Source organism: Enterobacter sp. 302C9, from assembly GCF_034106085.1.
Lineage (GTDB): Bacteria > Pseudomonadota > Gammaproteobacteria > Enterobacterales > Enterobacteriaceae > Enterobacter > Enterobacter asburiae_B.
In genome coordinates, this window is record NZ_JAWNBW010000001.1 from 449,904 (window position 1) to 470,722 (window position 20,819).

General features: G+C 57.0%; 21 protein-coding genes. 10 read left to right on the top strand and 11 right to left on the bottom strand.

Annotated elements, in window-relative coordinates; translation table 11 throughout:
• Position 1: 1 nt before the first annotated feature.
• Positions 2-721 carry a nicotinamide riboside transporter PnuC gene (gene pnuC / locus UR289_RS02190; protein ID WP_094934374.1) on the top strand — a complete coding sequence of 240 codons (720 nt, stop codon included), beginning with the start codon at positions 2-4 and terminating at the stop codon, positions 719-721.
• Here the strand turns inward: pnuC and zitB are convergent.
• Positions 718-1,656, bottom strand: a complete 939-nt coding sequence (zitB, locus tag UR289_RS02195; protein WP_033144958.1) for a CDF family zinc transporter ZitB — start codon at positions 1,654-1,656, stop codon at positions 718-720. The two genes, pnuC and zitB, sit on opposite strands and share 4 nt — an antisense overlap.
• 105 nt (positions 1,657-1,761) lie before the next feature.
• Positions 1,762-2,142, bottom strand: a complete 381-nt coding sequence (locus UR289_RS02200; protein WP_032661161.1) for a protein YbgS — start codon at positions 2,140-2,142, stop codon at positions 1,762-1,764.
• 304 nt (positions 2,143-2,446) lie between these two features.
• On the opposite strand from UR289_RS02200, the gene aroG reads away from it, so the two are divergent.
• Positions 2,447-3,499 (top strand): 3-deoxy-7-phosphoheptulonate synthase AroG, encoded by a 1,053-nt coding sequence (aroG, locus tag UR289_RS02205; protein WP_058841707.1) that lies wholly within the window; start codon positions 2,447-2,449, stop codon positions 3,497-3,499.
• Between the two features lie 61 nt (positions 3,500-3,560).
• On the opposite strand, the gene gpmA is transcribed toward aroG, so the two are convergent.
• From gpmA to modE, 7 genes are all read right to left on the bottom strand, one after another.
• Entirely contained in the window at positions 3,561-4,313 is a 753-nt protein-coding gene (gene gpmA, locus UR289_RS02210) for a 2,3-diphosphoglycerate-dependent phosphoglycerate mutase (RefSeq protein WP_023310804.1), read from the bottom strand.
• Positions 4,314-4,519: 206 nt separating this feature from the next.
• Complete coding sequence (gene galM / locus UR289_RS02215) at positions 4,520-5,560, bottom strand: galactose-1-epimerase (RefSeq protein WP_217072554.1); 1,041 nt, start codon at positions 5,558-5,560, stop codon at positions 4,520-4,522.
• On the bottom strand, positions 5,554-6,702 hold the full coding sequence (gene galK / locus UR289_RS02220) for a galactokinase (RefSeq protein ID WP_213787556.1): 1,149 nt from the start codon (positions 6,700-6,702) through the stop codon (positions 5,554-5,556). Before galK ends, galM begins: the two co-directional genes overlap by 7 nt.
• A gap of 4 nt (positions 6,703-6,706) precedes the next feature.
• A complete protein-coding gene (galT, locus tag UR289_RS02225; RefSeq protein ID WP_033144962.1) occupies positions 6,707-7,753 on the bottom strand; it encodes a galactose-1-phosphate uridylyltransferase in 1,047 nt (348 codons plus the stop codon).
• A 9-nt stretch (positions 7,754-7,762) separates the two neighbouring features.
• Positions 7,763-8,779 (bottom strand): UDP-glucose 4-epimerase GalE, encoded by a 1,017-nt coding sequence (galE, locus tag UR289_RS02230; protein WP_320709090.1) that lies wholly within the window; start codon positions 8,777-8,779, stop codon positions 7,763-7,765.
• Between the two features lie 201 nt (positions 8,780-8,980).
• Positions 8,981-10,453: a molybdate ABC transporter ATP-binding protein ModF gene (modF, locus tag UR289_RS02235; protein ID WP_320709091.1), complete on the bottom strand. Its 1,473-nt coding sequence runs from the start codon at positions 10,451-10,453 to the stop codon at positions 8,981-8,983.
• A 67-nt stretch (positions 10,454-10,520) separates the two neighbouring features.
• Positions 10,521-11,309 (bottom strand): molybdenum-dependent transcriptional regulator, encoded by a 789-nt coding sequence (modE, locus tag UR289_RS02240; protein WP_320709092.1) that lies wholly within the window; start codon positions 11,307-11,309, stop codon positions 10,521-10,523.
• Positions 11,310-11,436: 127 nt separating this feature from the next.
• On the opposite strand from modE, the gene UR289_RS02245 reads away from it, so the two are divergent.
• The 4 genes from UR289_RS02245 to modC all read left to right on the top strand — a co-directional run bounded on the left by UR289_RS02245 (position 11,437) and on the right by modC (position 14,288).
• Entirely contained in the window at positions 11,437-11,586 is a 150-nt protein-coding gene (locus tag UR289_RS02245) for an AcrZ family multidrug efflux pump-associated protein (protein ID WP_023310811.1), read from the top strand.
• 178 nt (positions 11,587-11,764) lie between these two features.
• Positions 11,765-12,538, top strand: a complete 774-nt coding sequence (gene modA / locus UR289_RS02250) for a molybdate ABC transporter substrate-binding protein (protein ID WP_069303833.1) — start codon at positions 11,765-11,767, stop codon at positions 12,536-12,538.
• Entirely contained in the window at positions 12,538-13,227 is a 690-nt protein-coding gene (modB, locus tag UR289_RS02255) for a molybdate ABC transporter permease subunit (protein ID WP_033144966.1), read from the top strand. The genes modA and modB overlap by 1 nt, the downstream gene beginning before the upstream one ends.
• 2 nt (positions 13,228-13,229) lie before the next feature.
• Positions 13,230-14,288 carry a molybdenum ABC transporter ATP-binding protein ModC gene (gene modC, locus UR289_RS02260; protein WP_029742082.1) on the top strand — a complete coding sequence of 353 codons (1,059 nt, stop codon included), beginning with the start codon at positions 13,230-13,232 and terminating at the stop codon, positions 14,286-14,288.
• On the opposite strand, the gene UR289_RS02265 is transcribed toward modC, so the two are convergent.
• On the bottom strand, positions 14,289-15,107 hold the full coding sequence (locus UR289_RS02265; RefSeq protein WP_320709093.1) for a pyridoxal phosphatase: 819 nt from the start codon (positions 15,105-15,107) through the stop codon (positions 14,289-14,291).
• Positions 15,108-15,247: 140 nt separating this feature from the next.
• Here UR289_RS02265 and pgl point away from each other — a divergent pair, with 140 nt between their 5' ends.
• Positions 15,248-16,243 carry a 6-phosphogluconolactonase gene (gene pgl, locus UR289_RS02270; RefSeq protein WP_064672112.1) on the top strand — a complete coding sequence of 332 codons (996 nt, stop codon included), beginning with the start codon at positions 15,248-15,250 and terminating at the stop codon, positions 16,241-16,243.
• Positions 16,244-16,320: 77 nt separating this feature from the next.
• Here pgl and UR289_RS02275 read toward each other — a convergent pair whose 3' ends face one another.
• Positions 16,321-17,604, bottom strand: a complete 1,284-nt coding sequence (locus tag UR289_RS02275) for a putative acyl-CoA thioester hydrolase (RefSeq protein WP_048976073.1) — start codon at positions 17,602-17,604, stop codon at positions 16,321-16,323.
• A gap of 226 nt (positions 17,605-17,830) precedes the next feature.
• Here UR289_RS02275 and hutI point away from each other — a divergent pair, with 226 nt between their 5' ends.
• From hutI to UR289_RS02290, 3 genes are read left to right on the top strand one after another with little or no spacing between them, the layout of a single operon-like run.
• Positions 17,831-19,054 carry an imidazolonepropionase gene (gene hutI, locus UR289_RS02280; protein WP_047061391.1) on the top strand — a complete coding sequence of 408 codons (1,224 nt, stop codon included), beginning with the start codon at positions 17,831-17,833 and terminating at the stop codon, positions 19,052-19,054.
• Positions 19,051-19,989 carry a formimidoylglutamase gene (gene hutG, locus UR289_RS02285; RefSeq protein ID WP_320709094.1) on the top strand — a complete coding sequence of 313 codons (939 nt, stop codon included), beginning with the start codon at positions 19,051-19,053 and terminating at the stop codon, positions 19,987-19,989. The genes hutI and hutG overlap by 4 nt, the downstream gene beginning before the upstream one ends.
• Positions 19,990-20,008: 19 nt before the next feature.
• Entirely contained in the window at positions 20,009-20,743 is a 735-nt protein-coding gene (locus tag UR289_RS02290; protein ID WP_023310841.1) for a histidine utilization repressor, read from the top strand.
• Positions 20,744-20,819: the final 76 nt, after the last annotated feature.

Consider the following 20,819-nt stretch of genomic DNA (forward strand, 5'->3'; position numbering starts at 1 on the left):
GATGGATTTTTTTAGCACGCAGAACATTCTGGTTCATATACCGATTGGTGCAGGTGGCTATGACCTGTCATGGATTGAGGCCATTGGCACGCTGGCGGGATTACTCTGTATCTGGCTGGCAAGCCTGGAGAAGATCAGCAACTACGCGTTCGGGCTGATTAACGTTACGCTGTTTGCAATTATCTTCTTCCAGATCCAGCTGTACGCCAGCCTGCTTTTGCAGCTGTTCTTCTTCGCCGCCAATATTTACGGCTGGTACGCGTGGTCGCGTCAGAACAGCCAGCAGGAGGCAGAGTTGCAGATCCGCTGGCTTCCATTGCCGAAAGCCATCGCCTGGTTTGTCGCCTGCGTGGTCGCCATTGGTTTAATGACCGTCTATATCAACCCGGTGTTTGCGTTCCTGACCCGCGTTGCCGTTTCGGTCATGTCCGGTTTCGGCCTGAACGTGACGATGCCCGAGCTCCAGCCGGATGCCTTCCCGTTCTGGGATTCCTGCATGATGGTGCTGTCGATTGCGGCGATGATCCTGATGACCCGTAAATACGTTGAGAACTGGCTGCTGTGGGTGATCATCAACGTGATCAGCGTGGCGATCTTCGCCCTGCAGGGCGTCTATGCGATGTCGCTGGAATATCTGCTGCTGACCTTCATTGCGCTGAACGGCAGCCGGATGTGGATTAAGAGCGCGCGTGAGCGAGGTTCTCACGCGCTTTCCAGCTAGTGGTGATGCTGATGTGAATGTCCGGACTGCGCCTCGTTAAGGTGGCAGTCCGGCCCGTTACAGGGCTGATACTCCATCTGGATGGTGGCGTGGCCAATTTCGTAGTGATGTTCAAGAAAATGCTGGATGCGCTCAAGCAGCGCATCGTGGTCGTGAGGCGGGATCACCTGGACGTGCAGCGTCATGACCGGTTTTTCCCCCACCAGCCAGACGTGAACGTGATGAACGTTGCGCACTTCCGGGACTGAACGGCGCAGGTTGCGCTTTAGCTCGTCAATATCCATCGATGCCGGTGCCCCTTCAAGCAGTTCATTCACGCTCTCCTTCAGCAGCCGCCAGGCGCTGCGCAAGACCAGACACGACACCAGCACGGACAGAATAGGATCGACAGGCGTCCAGCCGGTGTAGAGGATCACCAGCGCGGCGACAATCGCCCCGACTGAGCCGAGTAAATCACCCAGAACATGCAGAGCCGCAGCGCGCACGTTGAGGTTCTTTTCCCCGCTGCCGCGGTGCAAAATCCAGAAGGCGAGGATATTCGCCAGCAGCCCCGCCACGGCAATCACCATCATGGTCGCCCCGGCGATCGGCTGCGGGTGTCTGAAGCGCTGTACGGCCTCCCAGACGATAAGAACGGTAATGACCACCAGCGCAATAGCGTTAACAAACGCGGCGAGGGTTGTCAGCCTCAGCCAGCCGAAGGTATGGCGCGCATTGGGAGGACGACGCGCAAACTGCACCGCCAGCAGGGCGAAGAGCAGCGCTGCGGCATCGGTCAGCATGTGTCCGGCATCGGCCAGTAGCGCCAGAGAGCCGGAAATCAGGCCGCCAATGACCTCGATAATCATAAACGTTGCGGTAACGCCAAAGGCCAGCATCAGTCGTTTAGCGTTGTCGTTGCCGGGAGAGGGTGAATGGGAATGGGAGTGAGCCATGTCTGCTTTCCTGATGTGTTATTGTTTTTAGTGTAGCGTTTTTAATAGGTTACTCCAAAAAGAAAGGAGAGCCAGAGCTCTCCTTTTTATTACCGAACACCCCCGTTACTGGGTGGTGCCATCGGTTTTGGTATTCGCATCGTTCCCTACTTTGTCATTAGGGTCAGGGCATTTGCCGTCCTTGCACATTGAGTTCTTATGAACCTCGTCCGAGCTCATATTGTCATGATTCATGGTGCCGGAACCGCTGCCGTTGGGATGCAGCATGGTGCCTCCGGTGTTAGTGTTGCCGGTATTAATCTGGCTGTTGTCGACATTATTCGGGGCGATATTCTGTTTCGCATCAGGTGCGGGCTGGCCTGCTGCCGCAGCGGCATTCGCATCACCGTTGCTGTCTGATGTGCCCGTTTCCGCGGCCAGGACGCTGCCGCTTGCCAGAGTAAGTGTGGCGGTCAGGAAGAGGGTTGCCAGTTTTGTCATTTTCATCATGGTGCTCCTGTTCTTGTCGTTACGCTGGATAACATTCTCCAACAGTGCATCTTTTTCTGAGGCGAAAGATTCCGCCTTACGGACTTACGTCAGTAGGGAATCGCGTTTAAGCGTGTAAAATTGGTTGTTACAGTTAAAAAGCTTAGGTTAGATCTCGTTTTTCGCTATTTTGTGGCGATTTTTAGGCGAATTCCAGGAATTATCTGCGTGAAGTGTAAAACCGTGTTTACACTTCCTGGTCGACAAGATAGATTGAAAGGATTGCTTTCATTACTAAAGATATGGCAGAGCTGGAAAGAAAATGAATTATCAGAACGACGATTTACGCATTAAAGAGATCAACGAGTTATTACCTCCTGTAGCGCTCCTTGAGAAATTCCCCGCCACTGAAAATGCCGCAAACACGGTTTCTCATGCTCGTAAAGCGATCCATAAGATCCTGAAAGGTAATGACGATCGTCTTCTGGTGGTGATTGGTCCGTGCTCTATTCACGATCCTGCAGCTGCGAAAGAGTACGCAGCCCGTCTGCTCACCCTCCGTGAAGAGCTGAAGGACGAGCTGGAAATCGTGATGCGCGTTTATTTTGAAAAACCGCGCACCACCGTGGGCTGGAAAGGGCTGATTAACGATCCGCATATGGATAACAGCTTCCAGATCAACGACGGCCTGCGCATTGCGCGCAAGCTGCTGCTGGAGATCAACGACAGCGGCCTGCCTGCGGCCGGTGAATTCCTCGACATGATTACGCCACAATATCTGGCAGACCTGATGAGCTGGGGCGCAATTGGTGCCCGCACAACCGAATCTCAGGTTCACCGTGAGCTGGCGTCCGGTCTTTCTTGCCCGGTGGGTTTCAAAAACGGCACTGACGGCACCATTAAGGTGGCTATCGACGCCATCAACGCAGCGGGTGCGCCGCACTGCTTCCTGTCCGTGACCAAATGGGGCCATTCCGCCATCGTTAACACCAGCGGTAACGGTGACTGCCATATCATTCTGCGCGGCGGCAAAGAGCCGAACTACAGCGCGAAACACGTGGCGGAAGTGAAGGTCGGGCTGGAAAAAGCCGGGCTGCCACCGCAGGTGATGATCGATTTCAGCCATGCTAACTCCAGCAAGCAGTTTAAAAAGCAGATGGAAGTGGGTGCAGACGTCTGCCAGCAGGTTGCCGGCGGTGAGAAGGCGGTGATTGGGGTAATGATCGAAAGTCATCTGGTTGAAGGTAACCAGAACCTGGAAGGCAGCGAGCCGCTGGTGTATGGCAAAAGCGTCACCGATGCCTGCATTGGCTGGGACGATACCGATACCATCCTGCGTCAGCTGGCGAATGCGGTAAAAGCGCGCCGCGGCTGAATTCTCAGGCACAAATAAAAAAGCGCGGAAGGCTCCGCGCTTTTTTTATGCCTTGCGAAAGTTACTTCGCTTTACCCTGGTTCGCGACAGCCGCTGCTTTCGCCGCGATCTCTTCTGCGTTACCCAGATAGTAGTGTTTGATTGGCTTGAAGTTTTCGTCGAACTCATACACCAGCGGTACGCCAGTTGGGATGTTCAGTTCGAGGATTTCGTCTTCACCCATGTTGTCCAGGTATTTCACCAGCGCACGCAGGGAGTTACCGTGAGCAGCGATGATCACGCGCTCGCCACTTTTCAGGCGTGGCAGAATGGTTTCGTTCCAGTAAGGCACAACGCGGTCGATGGTCAGCGCCAGGCTTTCGGTGGTTGGCAGCTCAGCGTCAGTCAGTTTCGCGTAACGTGGGTCGTGGCCCGGGTAGCGCTCGTCATCTTTAGTCAGCTCTGGTGGGGTGATTGCAAAGCCGCGACGCCACTGTTTAACCTGCTCGTCGCCATATTTCTCAGCGGTTTCCGCTTTGTTCAGGCCCTGCAGCGCACCGTAGTGGCGTTCGTTCAGTTTCCAGGACTTCTCAACCGGCAGCCAGGCCTGATCCAGTTCGTCCAGCACGTTCCACAGAGTGTGGATGGCACGTTTCAGCACAGAGGTGTAAGCAAAATCAAAGCTGAAGCCTTCTTCCTTCAGCAGTTTACCCGCTGCTTTTGCTTCGCTTACGCCTTTCTCAGACAGATCAACGTCGTACCAACCGGTAAAGCGGTTTTCGTTGTTCCACTGGCTTTCGCCGTGACGCACCAGGACCAGCTTAGTTATAGCCATCTCTTACTCCTCAAGCATTTTTAGAATGATAACAATTCTCATTATATTGCCGTGGCCGTGCCACCAGCAACGCTTAACCCTAACCATAGCGAAAATAGTCTCTGAGTGTAAGATGCTTGTGAATCCAGGGTTATGATTTTGTCTGCGATCGGCGCTATTTTCAGCAAGGCGTGCAGAAAAAAGCCCTCCGGAGGGAGGGCTGGATATTAATGTGGAATAAAATGATATTCCGTCACGCTCACGTACTCTTTACCCGGGCGCAGCACGCAGTCCGGCTGCGGCCATTCCGGATGGTTCGGGCTGTCCGGCAGGAACTCGCTCTCCAGCGCCAGGCCTTGCCAGTCGCTGTACTCATCATGTTCGCGCGCCGTCGTGCCGCCGAGGTAGTTGCCTGAGTAAAACTGCAGGGCAGGGGCAGTGGTATAAACCGTCATCTGCAGTTTCTCATCCGCAGACCAGACCTGCGCGGCAGGCTGTTTCACATCGCCTTTGGCCTGCAGCAGGAAAGCGTGGTCGTAGCCTTTTACCTTACGCTGATCGTCATCGCTCATGAAATCCTGGGCGATGGACTTCGCGCTGCGGAAGTCAAAGCTGGTGCCGCTCACGTCTTTGAGGCCCTGATACGGAATGCCCATCTCGTCAACCGGGAGATACGCATCCGCCAGGATCTGCAGCTTGTGGTTACGCACGTCGCACTGGCTACCGTCCAGGTTGAAATACGCGTGATTGGTCAGGTTGACCGGACACGGCTTATCGACCGTCGCACGGTATTCGATGGCGATACGGTTGTCGTCGGTCAGCGTAAAGCGCGCGGACGCGACAAGGTTCCCCGGGAAGCCCTGGTCGCCATCAGGCGAATCCAGCGAGAACAGCACTTCGCCATCGTTTTGACGAACAATCTTCCAGCGGCGTTTATCAAACCCGTCCGGTCCGCCGTGCAGCTGGTTCTCACCCTGGCTTGGAAGCAGGGTGTACTGCACGCCGTCGAGTTCAAAACGGCTCTTCGCGATGCGGTTAGCATAGCGCCCGACGGACGCGCCCAGATAGGCGGACTGATTGACGTACTGCTCAGGCGAGGCGCAGCCGAGCAGGGTCTCGCGCACGCTGCCGTCCGGCATCGGTACGCGGGCAGAAAGAAGGGTTGCCCCCCAGTCCATCACCGTAACGACCATCCCCGCGCTATTGCGCAGGGTTAACAGGCGATACGGCAGACCATCCGGTGCAAGGGTAGGTGTTTCGTTTAGCACTGTCCGGCTCCTTGTGATGCTTTACAAACATAGAAGGTTTCTTTGATACCCGTTTTTGCTTCGTACTGCTTCGCCACGGCATCCTGTACGGCAGGGACCAGCTCTTCTGGCACCAGCGCAACGATGCAGCCGCCAAAACCGCCGCCCGTCATGCGCACGCCGCCTTTGTCGCCAATGGTGGCTTTAACGATGTCCACCAGGGTGTCGATCTGCGGAACGGTGATTTCAAAATCATCGCGCATGGAGGCGTGAGATTCCGCCATCAGCTCACCCATGCGTTTCAGGTCACCTTTCGCCAGCGCGGACGCGGCTTCAACGGTACGGGCATTTTCCGTCAGCACGTGACGAACGCGTTTGGCGACAATCGGATCCAGCTCGTGCGCCACTTTGTTAAATTCATTGAGCGTCACGTCGCGCAGGGCAGGCTGCTGGAAGAAGCGGGCGCCGGTTTCGCACTGCTGGCGGCGGGTGTTGTATTCGCTGCCCACCAGCGTGCGCTTAAAGTTGCTGTTGACGATCACCACAGCCGCGCCTTTCGGCAGGGGAACGGCTTTGGTACCCAGCGAGCGGCAATCAATTAACAGGGCATGCTCTTTTTTGCCCAGCGCGGAGATCAGCTGGTCCATAATGCCGCAGTTGCAGCCCACGAACTGGTTTTCTGCTTCCTGACCGTTCAGGGCGATTTGCGCGCCATCCAGCGGCAGATGATAAAGCTGCTGGAACACGGTGCCCACGGCGACTTCCAGGGACGCAGAGGAGCTTAAGCCCGCACCCTGCGGCACGTTGCCGCTGATAACTAAATCGGCGCCGCCAAAGTTCTTGTTGCGCTTCTGAAGGTGTTTCACCACGCCGCGCACGTAGTTAGACCACTGCCGGCTGTCGTGCGTCACAATCGGGGCATCGAGGGAAAACTCGTCCGTCTCATTACCGTAATCCGCCGCAATCACGCGAACTTTACGGTCGTCGCGCTTCGCGCAGCTGATGACGGTCTGGTAATCGATAGCGCACGGCAGCACGAAACCGTCGTTATAGTCGGTGTGTTCACCGATCAGGTTAACGCGGCCTGGCGCCTGGATAACGTGGGTGGCAGGGTAGCCAAATTTCTCAGCAAACAGGGATTGTGTTTTATCTTTCAGACTCATTTTTTTAGACTCCTGATTCGCGATAGTGGACGTCGCTAACGGCACGCAGACGTTCTGCCGCCTGTTCCGCCGTCAGGTCACGCTGGGTTTCCGCCAGCATTTCATAGCCCACCATGAATTTACGCACCGTCGCAGAGCGCAGCAGCGGCGGATAGAAATGGGCGTGCAGCTGCCAGTGTTGATTCTCTTCGTCGTTAAACGGGGCGCCGTGCCAGCCCATGGAGTACGGGAAAGAGCACTGGAAGAGGTTGTCGTAACGGCTCGTGAGCTTTTTCAGCGCCAGGGCAAGGTCGTCGCGCTGCGCGTCGCTAAGATCGGTGATGCGCTGCACGTGCGCTTTCGGCAGCAGCAGCGTTTCAAACGGCCAGGCGGCCCAGTAGGGGACGACGGCCAGCCAGTGTTCGGTTTCCACCACGGTGCGGCTGCCGTCGGCCAGCTCGCGCTGGGTGTAGTCCACCAGCATCGGCGAACCGTTTTCCGCGAAATACGCTTTCTGCAGACGGTCTTCACGCTCGGCTTCGTTAGGCAGGAAGCTGTTCGCCCAGATCTGGCCGTGCGGGTGCGGGTTAGAGCAGCCCATGGCCGCGCCTTTGTTTTCGAACACCTGCACCCACGGATAGCTCTGCCCCAGCTCTGCGGTTTGCGCCTGCCAGGTGCTGACGACCTCTTTCAGCGCGTCCACGCTCAGCTCCGGCAGCGTTTTGCTGTGATCCGGCGAGAAGCAGATCACGCGGCTGGTTCCGCGCGCGCTTTCGCAGCGCATCAGCGGATCGTGGCTTTGCGGCGCGTCCGGCGTGTCGGTCATCAGCGCGGCAAAATCGTTGGTGAACACGAAGGTGCCTTTGTAGTCCGGGTTTTTATCCCCGGTGACGCGCGTGTTGCCCGGACAGAGGAAGCAGTCCGGGTCGTGCTGTGGCAGCGTCTGTTTTGCAGGCGTCTCCTGCGCGCCCTGCCAGGGGCGCTTGGCGCGATGCGGAGAAACCAAAATCCATTGCCCGCTTAACGGGTTAAAACGACGATGCGGATGATCGACGGGATTAAATTGCGTCATGACGGATCCTTAGTCCGGATAGCCTTGCGGGTGGCGTGACTGCCAGTGCCAGGTATCCTGTGCCATTTCATCAAGCGTGCGCGTCACACGCCATTTAAGCTCTTTGTCGGCTTTGGTGGCATCGGCCCAGTAAGCAGGCAGGTCGCCATCACGACGCGGAGCGAAGTGATAGTTCACCGGCTTGCCGCAGGCTTTGCTGAAGGCGTTAACCACGTCCAGCACGCTGCTGCCGACCCCGGCGCCGAGGTTGTAAATATGCACGCCCGGTTTGTTGGCCAGCTGCTGCATGGCCGCAACGTGACCGTCGGCCAGATCCATCACGTGGATGTAGTCGCGCACGCCGGTACCGTCTTCGGTCGGATAGTCATTGCCAAAAATCGCCAGCGAGTCGCGGCGACCCACGGCAACCTGGGCGATATACGGCATCAGGTTGTTCGGGATGCCCTGCGGATCTTCCCCCATATCGCCTGACGGATGCGCGCCGACCGGGTTGAAGTAGCGCAGTAAGGCGATGCTCCACTCCGGCTGTGCTTTTTGCAGGTCGGTCAGGATCTGCTCCACCATCAGCTTGCTTTTGCCGTACGGGCTTTGCGGCGTACCGGTCGGGAAGCTTTCAACGTAAGGGATTTTGGGCTGATCGCCGTAGACGGTGGCGGAGGAGCTAAAGATGAAGTTTTTGACGTTCGCCGCGCGCATGGCGGAGATTAGACGCAGAGTACCGTTGACGTTGTTGTCGTAATACTCGAGCGGCTTCGCAACGGATTCACCGACCGCTTTCAGACCCGCGAAGTGGATCACCGCTTCGATGGCGTGGTCGTGAAGGATCTCGGTCATCAGCGCTTCGTTGCGGATGTCGCCTTCCACGAAAGTCGGTTGTTTACCGCCAAGGCGTTCAATCACCGGCAGCACGCTGCGCTTACTGTTGCACAGGTTGTCGAGGATGATGACGTCGTGACCGTTTTGCAGCAGTTGCACGCAGGTATGACTACCTATGTAACCGCTACCACCTGTTACCAGAACTCGCATATTTCGCTCCATTGGGCTTATGGTATGTAATAACCATAGCATAACAGAGACGCGAAAAGTGTGACATGGGATAAAATAGTGGAATCGTTTACACTCGTTTTCACACTCGCTTTTTCAATGACTGAGTGCATTCTAGATCAAAGAGATAGCCATGTATTGATGCAAGTTATCTGAAAAAGAGGAGGGCAGAGCCCTCCACGGTTAATCGACGTTGCTGAGAAGGTAGCGATAACCCTCACCGTCCGGCACAAACTCCAGACGATGCGTGATGCAGGCGGGGGCATCTTCGGCATGATGTGAAACGAACAGCAGCTGCGTTTCACCTTCGCTAATCAGCATGTCCACAAAGCGGCGGATAAGCTGGCGATTCAGCGGATCGAGTCCCTGCAGCGGTTCGTCGAGGATCAGAAGCGTAGGGTGTTTCACCAGCGCGCGAACGATCAGGGCCAGACGCTGCTGCCCCCACGACAGACTATGAAACGGCGCGTCAGCGACCCGGTTGTCCATGCCCAGGATATCCAGCCACTGCTGGGCGAGCTTGTGCTGTTTGTCAGACACCGCCTGATAAATACCGATGGAATCAAAATACCCGGAAAGGATCGCGTTGCGTACCGTGGTACTGACCCGGTAATCCAGATGCAGGCTGCTGCTGACGTAGCCGATATGTTTTTTAATATCCCAGATGGTTTCGCCGCTGCCGCGACGCCGACCAAACAGCGTCAGATCGTTGCTATAGCCCTGCGGGTGATCGCCGGTGATAAGGCTCAGCAGCGTGGATTTTCCCGCGCCGTTAGGTCCGACGATCTGCCAGTGCTCGCCGGGATTGACCGTCCAGCTAAGACGGTTAAGGATCGGGCGATCGTCATAAGAGACCATCCCATCCCGCAGCACGATGCGCGGCTGGTGGGGATCGAGCGCATGGCGGGCCGAAGGGGCGTCAGGTTCCGGAAGCGTAATTCCGTCGAGTTGTTCACTGTGCGCGAGCTGGGCGATGAGCGCCTGCTTAAGCAGCGCGGTTTTTTCACCGGTCTCGGTCAGGTTACAGTCGGCCAGTACGCCCGCGTGCTGAATAAAGTCCGGAATTTCATCGAAGCGGTTAAGCACCAAAACCAGGGTATAGCCCTGCTGATTAAGCGACTCCAGCAGGGCCGCCAGCTGCGCACGGGACTGCACGTCAAGGCCGTCAAAGGGTTCGTCGAGGATAAGCAGCTCGGGCTCGCTCATCAGCGCCTGGCAAAGCAGCGTTTTTCGCGTCTCGCCGGTTGAAAGGTATTTAAAGCGCCGGTTGAGCAGGGCGGTGATGCCGAACCGTTCTGCCAGGCGCTGACAGCGGGCGGGATCTTTCACCTCATCCTGAATAATTTCCGCCGTCGTACGGCCGGTATCTTCTTCGCCAGGGCTGAGTAAATCAGTGTTATTGCGCTGCCACTCGTCGCTTACCAGCTTTTGCAGTTGTTCAAATGACAGGCGCGTCAGGCGCGTAAAGTCGCCCTGGCATTCGCCCTTGAGGAGGGGGAGCTCGCCGGCCAGCGCGCGGGCCAGCGCGGATTTACCGCTGCCGTTAGTGCCGACAAACGCCCAGCTTTCACCCGCGCGTATCGTCAAATCAGCAATCGTCAGCGTTCGGGTATCGCTAAGACGAAACGTGCCTTGCGAAATATGCAATGATAACATGGTTTATCCCTGTTTTTGCAGCAACAGATATCAGGGATACGCACTGTCGGCGCGATTGTCAATGCGCTCAGCACAATGTGGCGATAATCACCCGATCTGCGTTGAACCAGGCGGTAACGACAGTACCTTCTTCTAAACCGTCCGCTTCGCTAAGCGGTATCGTCGCGCAAAGCGGTTGCCCGTCTGCGAGGGTCATCAGCACTTCGCACTGCGCCTGGCCGCGTTCGATATGGCTAATAGCGCCATGGAGCTGGTTATCGGCCGCCTTTGCGGCGTCGGGATCGCGCGTGATATTGACCCACGGCGCTTTCAGCAGCACCAGCACCTCTTTACCTTCATCGAGCTCAAGGCGCTCTGCGCTCTGCGCCGTTATTGCGGCTTTCAGACGGGTGGTGCCATCGGCAAGCAGGATCTCAATATGCTGCTGTACCTGCAGATTGTCGCGCGCCGTCACCGTTCCAAACCACTGGTTGCGGGCGCTGGTTTGTAACGAGAAGCGGGAAATGGCGGCCAGCAAGCTGTCCAGCGGAACGTTATCGTCGTCGCTCAACACATCGAACGCCTTTTGCTGGATCTGGGCCAGCAGATCGTAAAGCTGAATAAGGCGCTGGCCATAGCGCGTCACGATCGCACCGCCGCCGCCTTTGCCGCCTGTGGCTCTGTCCACCAGCGGGTGTTCGCTCAGGGTGTTCATTTCGTTGATGGCGTCCCAGGCACTTTTGTAGCTGATGCCCGCGTTTTTCGCCCCCTGGCTAATTGAGCCCGTTTGTTCTATTTGTTTAAGCAGGGCGATACGTCGCGGATCGGCGAAAAGCTTTTGCTGAAGTCGTAGAGTGAGAAGAATTTCGGCCTGCATAACAGTGTCCTGGCAAAAAGAGTATTGTGGCCTAAATGGTGCAGGGCGCAAAGGGTACCGCACAAAAGGGGATGTTTTTCTCACTTGAAAGGGTAGAATGAGCCGTTCACAATATCTGGAGAAAACCATGTTAGAGTTGTTGAAAAGTCTGGTATTCGCCGTGATCATGGTACCAGTAGTGATGGCCATCATCCTCGGTGCCATCTACGGCCTGGGTGAAGTGTTCAACGTCTTTTCGAACATTGGTCACAAAGACCAGGCTAAAAAGCAGCATTGATTCCCCACAAAACGCCCGGCCAGTCCGGGCGTTTTGCTCTCAAGATTTTCCCGTCTACGCCGATATTATTTAACGCATCACACCGGTTTACCCCTTCAGCGTTACGATTAAACGCTGGGATCTCCCTGACGTAATCGTTATATTAAGATGTATATAACGCTACTCACAGGAGTTACAGATGGCACGTTCATGGATACGCCTTTTCGCAGGGGCAACGCTGACGCTTTCACTTACCGGACACGCGCTGGCGGACGAGGGTAAAATCACCGTCTTTGCCGCGGCGTCGCTGACCAACGCGCTGCAGGACATCGCGGCGGCGTATAAAAAAGAGAAAAACGTCGAGGTGGTCTCCTCTTTTGCCTCTTCCTCGACGCTGGCGCGCCAGATAGAAGCGGGCGCACCGGCGGATCTGTTCATCTCGGCTGACCAGAAGTGGATGGATTACGCGGCGGAGAAGAAATCGATTGATGCGACAACCCGCGAAACGCTGCTGGGGAATAGCCTGGTTGTCGTGGCGCCAAAAGCCAGCGCGCAGGCGGACTTCACCATCAACAAAGAGACCCACTGGACGAGCCTGCTGAACGGTGGCCGTCTGGCCGTAGGCGACCCGGAGCACGTTCCGGCGGGGATTTATGCCAAAGAAGCGCTGCAAAAGCTGGGTGCATGGGAGACATTGTCACCGAAGCTGGCCCCGGCGGAAGACGTGCGCGGCGCGCTGGCGCTGGTAGAACGCAACGAAGCCCCGCTGGGCATTGTGTATGGCTCTGATGCCGTTGCCAGTAAAGGTGTAAAAGTGGTCGCAACGTTCCCGGAAGACTCCCACAAGAAAGTGGAATATCCTGTTGCGATTGTTGATGGACATAAAAATGCGGCCGTGACGGCCTTCCGCGATTACCTGAAAGGGCCGGAGGCGTCCGCAATCTTTAAACGTTATGGATTTACGACTCACTGATGATATTGACCGATCCTGAATGGCAGGCTGTTCTGCTGAGCCTAAAAGTCTCTTCCCTGGCGGTTGCGCTGAGCTTGCCCTTTGGGATCTTCTTTGCCTGGCTACTGGTTCGCTGTCAGTTTCCCGGCAAAACGCTGCTCGACAGCGTGCTGCATCTTCCGCTCGTTTTGCCGCCCGTGGTGGTCGGTTACCTGCTGCTGATTTCGATGGGGCGACGCGGTTTTATCGGAGAGAAGCTCTACGACTGGTTTGGGCTGACGTTTGCGTTTAGCTGGCGCGGTGCGGTACTGGCGGCGGCGGTGATGTCATTCCCGCTGATGGTGAGGGCGATCCGCCTCGCGCTGGAAGGCGTGGACATGAAGCTCGAACAGGCGGCCCGCACGCTGGGCGCAGGGCGCTGGCGCGTCTTTTTCACCATCACGCTTCCGCTCACGCTGCCGGGCATTATTGTCGGGACGGTGCTGGCCTTCGCCCGCTCGCTGGGCGAGTTTGGCGCGACGATCACCTTTGTGTCGAACATCCCCGGCGAGACGCGAACCATCCCGTCGGCAATGTATACCCTGATTCAAACGCCGGGCGGTGAAGGCGCGGCGGCGCGGCTGTGTATTATTTCTATTGTGCTGGCGCTGGTATCGCTGATGGTGTCTGAATGGCTGGCGCGGCTCAGCCGCGAGCGGATGGGGAAATAAGCATGCTGGAACTCCATTTCACCCAGACGCTGGGAAACCATACCCTGACGCTTAACGAGACGCTGCCGGCAAGCGGAATCACCGCTATCTTTGGCGTGTCGGGAGCGGGAAAAACGTCGCTGATTAATGCCATCAGCGGCCTGACCCGCCCGCAGTCAGGCCGTATTGTCCTGAATGACCGCGTCCTGAATGACGTGGAGAACAAAATTTACCTCTCGCCGGATAAGCGCCGCATCGGCTATGTTTTCCAGGACGCGCGCCTGTTCCCGCACTACAGCGTGCGCGGCAACCTGCGTTACGGCATGGCGAAAAGCATGGCCGGGCAGTTTGACAAGCTGGTGACGCTTTTAGGCATTGAGCCTCTGCTCGACAGGCTGCCATCCTCGCTCTCCGGCGGAGAAAAACAGCGTGTGGCCATTGGCCGCGCGTTGCTGACCGCCCCGGAGCTGCTGCTGCTCGACGAGCCGCTGGCCTCGCTCGATATTCCGCGTAAACGCGAACTTCTGCCTTATCTACAGCGACTGACGCGCGAAATTAATATTCCGATGCTCTACGTTAGCCATTCGCTGGATGAGATCCTCCATCTGGCCGACAAGGTGCTGGTGCTGGAAGAGGGCAGCGTGAAGGCCTTCGGCAACCTGGAAGAGGTGTGGGGCAGCAGCGTAATGCACCCCTGGTTACCCAGGGAACAGCAGAGCAGCATCCTGAAAGTGAGCGTTCTGGAACATCACCCGCACTACGCGATGACCGCCCTGGCGCTGGGCGACCAGCATCTGTGGGTCAATAAGATCGACAAACCGCTACAGTCCGCGCTGCGAATTCGCATCCAGGCGTCGGACGTCTCGCTGGTGCTGCAGCCGCCGCTGCAAACCAGTATTCGAAATATTCTGCGCGCCAAAGTCGCGGAGTGTTTTGATGATAACGGGCAGGTGGAAGTGAAGCTTGAAGTCGGCAGCAGGACGCTCTGGGCGCGCATCAGCCCGTGGGCGAGGGATGAGTTAGGGATCAAACCCGGCCTGTGGCTTTACGCGCAAATTAAGAGCGTCTCGATTACCGCCTGATTACAGCAGGTGGGTATAAATGTACTGCGCGATGCTGTCGGTGGTGTTGTCGCCAATCACCACGTTGGCGCGGGCTTTTACCGCGTCGTCGGCATTGCCCATCGCCACGCCGGTACCGGCGGCTTCCAGCATGCTGATGTCGTTGTAGTTGTCGCCAAAGGCGATCACGTCACGCATCGACCCGCCCTGTGATTCCACATACTGCGAAAGGCGCTTGCCTTTGCTGTTGCCTTTGCGGGCAATATCCACCTGGTCATGCCAGGACCATTCGCACTCCAGACCCAGCGTTTGTTCCACGTGTTTTGCGAAGGTATTCAGTTTGGTGGTGTCTTCATCGGTCAGGGCGAATTTCCAGATAGCCTCAACGTCATGGGCTGCCTGACGCAGGGAGGAAACCTGGGTAAAGACTGGACGCTGCGCTTCAGGCAGGGACAACGCCCAGTTGCTGGTGCGCACCACGTGGCCTGTAGGGCGCTCGTACACCATCGCGTTATCCACGTACATCAGGCCGTGAACGGCATGCTCATCCAGCAGATCGATCAGCTGCAGCGCCTGGGGAACCGGTAGCGGGTCGGATTCTAAAACCTTTTTTGCCTGATAATCATACAAATAAGTGCCATTACAACAAATTGCAGGTGTATCTAACGCCAGTGCCTGATAAAAAGGGTGAATGGCAACGTGATGTCGACCCGTTACGATAAGGAGTTGATATCCCACTTCCTGCGCGCGTTTTAGCGCCTCAAGGGAGGAGGGGAGGAGGGTTTTTTGCGGCGTCAGTAAGGTACCGTCTAAATCCAGAGCAATCACACGCGAGGTCATCTGTTTTCCCGGGTTAATATTGAATTTACGTTTTGATGGGATGGTACACCGAGAGGCGAACGCTTCAAAACTCCTGTCGACAATTCAGCATTCACCGTCAAAAGTTAACTACTTTCATGCGCAGTGAGGAGTGAATATTCATGAAACAAACCGTTTATACCGCCAGTCCTGAAAGCCAGCAGATCCACGTCTGGCGTTTAAATACCGAAGGGACACTCACGCTGGTTCAGGTTGTTGATGTGCCAGGCCAGGTGCAACCGATGGTCATCAGCCCGGATAAACGTTTCTTGTACGTGGGTGTGCGCCCGGAGTTCCGCGTGCTGGCCTATCGCATTTCTCCGGACGATGGCGCGCTGACGTACACTGCCGAAGCCCCGTTGCCGGGCAGCCCAACCCATATCTCGACCGATCGTAAAGGCAACTTTGTCTTCAGCGGCTCTTATAACGCGGGCTGCGTCAGCGTAACGCGTCTGGAAGATGGTATTCCGGTCGAAACCGTGGATGTGGTGGAAGGGCTGGAAGGCTGCCACTCGGCGAATATCTCTCCGGATAACCGCACGCTGTGGGTGCCTGCGCTGAAGCAGGATCGTATCTGCCTGTTCACCCTGAGCGACGACGGTCATCTGGTGGCGCAGAATCCTGCCGAAGTGACTACCGTTGAAGGTGCCGGCCCGCGCCATATGGTCTTCCATCCGAACCAGCAGTACGCCTACGTGGTCAATGAGCTGAACAGCTCTGTGGACGTATGGGAGCTGAAAGATCCAAACGGTCAGATTGAGTGCGTGCAGACGCTGGACATGATGCCGTCTGATTTCTCCGATACCCGCTGGGCGGCGGATATCCACATTACGCCAAATGGTCGCCATCTGTACGCCTGTGACCGTACCTCCAGCCTGATTACCGTCTTTAGCGTCTCTGAAGACGGCAGCGTGCTGGCGATTGAAGGGTTCCAGCCAACGGAAACCCAGCCGCGCGGCTTTAATATCGATCACAGCGGTAAATTCCTGATTGCGGCGGGGCAGAAATCCCACCACATCGCGCTGTATGAAATTAAAGGCGAGCAGGGGCTGCTGGAAGAGAAAGGGCGTTATGCCGTAGGCCAGGGGCCAATGTGGGTGGTGGTAAACGCTCACTAAGAGGCTAAAAACAAAAAACCTCGCGAATGCGAGGTTTTTTTATGCCCGGTAAACGCAGCGCCACCGGGCAAAACAGCTTACTGCTTCGGCTCAGCAACCACTTTGCTACCCAGACCGCGGTTGTTGTATTCCCACATGCGGTTGAAGTTAGCGTCGTTCAGATTGCGCTGCACGTTCCCTTTATCATCCACCGCGCCGGTGTTGCCGGAGAACGGACGTTTGGAGATCGCGGCATCAGCCCACGGCTTCGCCATGTTGAAGCCTTCATTGATCACGCTGTCGCGGATCACGACCTGACCGTTGGTCGCTGAGTCCACGTCCAGGGAGCGTCCCAGCTGCGCCACGCCGTCACCGGCAGCGTTAAAGCGGCTGTTCACGGCCAGGAAGCCGTAGAAGAGGTTAGACTGGGTTGCCGGAGCAAACACGTAACCTTCCTGCTGAGTGCGTGAGTTCACCACGCGGAAATCGGTATTATCAAACACCACCGCGCCGCGACCGGACACCAGATCCACGTCACCTTCAACGTAGCTGTTGGTCACCAGAGTACGGGTCAGGCGGTTATTCTGCAGGGTGTTCTGCACGCCGCTGTTGGTCACGAAGAAGGTGTTCTGACGGCCCAGAATGTTGACGTTGTTAATCTGCACCTTATCGCCATCGCTACGCAGCGCAACGGCCTGGTGGCTGCCGGCATCAACGCTGTCGCCCAGGGTATTCTGAATGGTCAGGTTCTGCAGCTGCAGACCGTTATTCTGAGACCAGAATACCGCCGAGCACATCACGCCAATGGTGGCGGAACGCTTGCTCTGGCAGTTATCAAACATATACCACGCCGGTTTGCCCGGCATATATTTACCGGCCGGATTCACCAGGTGACGCCAGGCGTTGCTGTCGATTTCGGAATCAATCGCCAGGCCAATTTTTACGTCGATCGCTTTTTCGCCCAGACCGTAAAGCGTAATGCTGCCAGGGGCAGCCGGAACATACACGGTGCCTTCATATTCACCCGGCAGGATCGCGATGTACTGGCGAGACGCGCTGTGTTTAGTGATGGCAGCATCAACCGCAGCCTGAATAGAGGTATGCGTTACGCCCTGCGCACCCGCCGGGCCAACCACGAAGTCAGGTTGTTTAGGCAGGTTGATAGAAGACGGCGTCCACGGCGCAGCGTTAGGATCCATCGCTGAGAAGTAGTGCGCACGATCGAAGTTCTTCGCTTCATCAGCGGACAAAATCGGGCGGGAGGCGGTACCGGGCGCAACCTGCTCAGAAGGACGCTGATCCGGTGGTGTTGAACTGCATGCGGATAAGGTCACGCCAAAGGCGAGTGCTAACGCCAGACGGGAAATCCTGGAAATGTTCAAGGTAGAGCTCCTGGGTATGCAAGTCTTAAACGGGATAGACGAAATAGCCTGCTTTTTTATACTAAGTTGAGCGAAACGGGAAGATAAAAAGGGTAAAAGTTGCATTTTTAGCCCCGGAGCGGCAGGTAGGTGATCACAAATAAATAACATTTTCCGTTAAGGTGGTTGACAGCAGACGGTGGATGCAAATAAATGTCTATACAACCTAAGACAAGTGGAATGCCCCATGCAGCAGATTCATCCCGACGATGTAATATGGCGAAATGCGCGACTGGCTACGATGGCGCCGGACGTACCTGCGCCTTATGGACTGAAAGAGCAACACGCTCTGGTCGTGCGCGGCCACACTATTCTGGCCGCGATCCCTGAATCTGACATTCCTTCCGGACACCGACACTGTGTCGATCTTCAGGGGCGTCTGGTCACGCCTGGCCTGATTGACTGCCATACCCACCTGGTATTTGGCGGCGACCGCGCGGCGGAGTGGGAGCAGCGCCTGAACGGCGTCTCTTATCAAACCATCAGCGCCCAGGGGGGCGGGATTAACGCTACCGTGACGGCGACGCGCAGCAGCTCAGCCGAAACCTTGCTGAAACTGGCGCAGCAGCGGCTCCAGCGTCTCATGAATGAAGGCGTGACGACCGTTGAAATCAAATCGGGATACGGGCTCAACGCCGAGGCCGAAGAGAAGATGCTGCAGGTTGCCCGCCAGCTGGGCCTCAATAATCCGATCGATATCAGCCCAACGCTGCTGGCGGCCCATGCGGTTCCGCCGGAATACCGGCAGGATCCCGATGCGTACCTCACGCTGGTCTGCGAGCAGATACTGCCCACGCTGTGGCAAAAAGAGTTATATGAAGCAGTCGACGTGTTTTGTGAAAACGTCGGCTTTACCCCGTCGCAAACCGAGCGACTCTTCAAGGCCGCCGCCGAGCTGGGTATCCCGGTGAAAGGGCATGTCGAGCAGCTGTCGAATCAGGGCGGCGCGGCGCTGGTCAGCCAGTATAAGGGCCTTTCCGCCGATCATATTGAGTATCTCGATGACGCAGGCGTTCAGGCGATGGCGGAAAGCGGCACGGTTGCCGTCCTGTTGCCGGGTGCGTTCTATTTTCTGCAGGAGCGCCAGCGTCCGCCGGTTGAACAGCTCAGAAAACAGGGCGTGCCGATGGCCGTCGCCACCGACTATAACCCCGGCACCAGCCCGTTTGCCAGCCTGCACCTGGCGATGAACATGGCCTGCGTCCAGTTTGGCCTGACCCCGGAAGAAGCCTGGGCTGGCGTCACGCGCCATGCCGCGCAGGCGCTGGGCCGTGGCGCAACCCACGGACAGCTCAGGGCAGGGTTTGTCGCCGATTTTATCGTCTGGGATGCACATCATCCGGTTGAGATGGTCTACGAGCCGGGACGCAATCCGCTGTATCAACGTATTTTCCGTGGGGAGGCAGTATGAGGTTATGGCGGCCCGTAGCCGAAACCGTCTGGCAGGGGCGCGATGACAGCGCCGAGGCCAGCAGTGCAAAGCGCATTTTCCAGACGATAAAGCAGCAGGGCCAGTTCACGCCGCTTTCATCCGGCATCGCGCTGATAGGCTTTGAATGTGATGAAGGGGTAAAACGCAATCAGGGCAGGCCCGGCGCCGTGCAGGCACCGGATATGCTGCGAAAAGCGCTGGCAAATATGGCAAGCCATGAGGGACATGACCGGCTGGCGGATATGGGCTCGGTGTACGTTGAAGGCCACGAGCTGGAAGCGGCACAGCAGGCGTTAAGCGATGCCGTCACGGCCTGTCAGCAGTCCGGGATGCGCACGCTGGTGTTTGGCGGCGGGCACGAAACCGCGTGGGCGCACGGTCGCGGCGTGCTGGAGGCCTTCCCGAACGAGCGGGTTGTCATTATCAACCTTGATGCCCATCTCGATCTGCGCAAGGCCGACCGGGCCACATCCGGCACCCCGTTTCGCCAGCTGGCGCGCTACTGCGATGAGCGCGGGCGGGAATTTCACTACGCCTGCCTTGGCGTGAGCCGGGCGGCGAACACGCTGGCGCTGTGGGACGAGGCCGAACGCCTGAACGTCACGCTGGTGGAAGATCTCCATTTCAGGCGCGATGCGCTATCCGCCCTGGAAAGGGTGCTGGCGCAGGCCGATCGTATCTATCTGACGATCGATCTGGACGTCCTCTCCGCCAGCGAAATGCCTGCCGTGTCCGCACCGGCTGCGTTAGGCATACCGGCGCTGGATCTTCTCCCGGTTATCGAACAAATCTGCCGTAGCGGTAAGCTACAGGCCGCCGATCTGGTAGAGTTTAACCCGCAGTACGATCGGGACGGACAGGGCGCTAAGCTCGCCGCCCGCCTGGCCTGGCAAATTGCTCACTGGTGGGCATAACACTATTCAAGGAGTCACGATGTTTTCACGCTCACCTCTGCCGCAGTCGAGCCCTCCCGCGCCTTTCTACGAAAAGGTGAAGCAGGCAATTAGTGAAAAAATCGCTACCGGCGTCTGGCGCCCGCACGATCGCATTCCTTCGGAGGCCGAGCTGGTAGCGCAGTTTGGTTTTAGCCGGATGACCGTCAACCGGGCGCTGCGCGAGCTGACCGACGAAGGGCTTCTGGTGCGCCTGCAGGGCGTGGGGACGTTTGTGGCGGAACCGAAAGGACAGTCGGCCCTGTTTGAAATCCGCAGCATTGCGGACGAGATAGCCGCGCGTAATCATCAGCACCGCTGCGAGGTGCTGGTGCTCGAAGAGACCCAGGCCAGCGCCGAGCAGGCCACAGAGCTTAACGTCAAGGAGGGAAGCCGCATTTTCCACTCCGTGATGGTGCATTTCGAAAACGACATTCCGGTGCAGATTGAAGATCGCTGCGTGAACGCTGAGCGGATACCGGACTATCTGAACCAGGATTACACCCAGACCACGCCGCACGCCTATCTCTCGCTCGTCGCACCGCTGACGGAAGGGGAGCACATTGTGGAGGCCGTGCGCGCCACGCCGCAGGAGTGCGAAAGGCTACGCATTAAAGAGCACGATCCGTGCCTGCTGATCCGCCGTCGAACCTGGTCCTCGTCGCACATTGTGTCGCATGCCCGGCTGCTTTTCCCGGGGAATCGCTACCGGCTGCAGGGTCACTTCATGTCATAAGTTTTATAAGCGTGATCGCTAACGCAATATAACAAAATTGTATCTTTTTTGTTAAATCTGACCTTGTGTGTGCTTG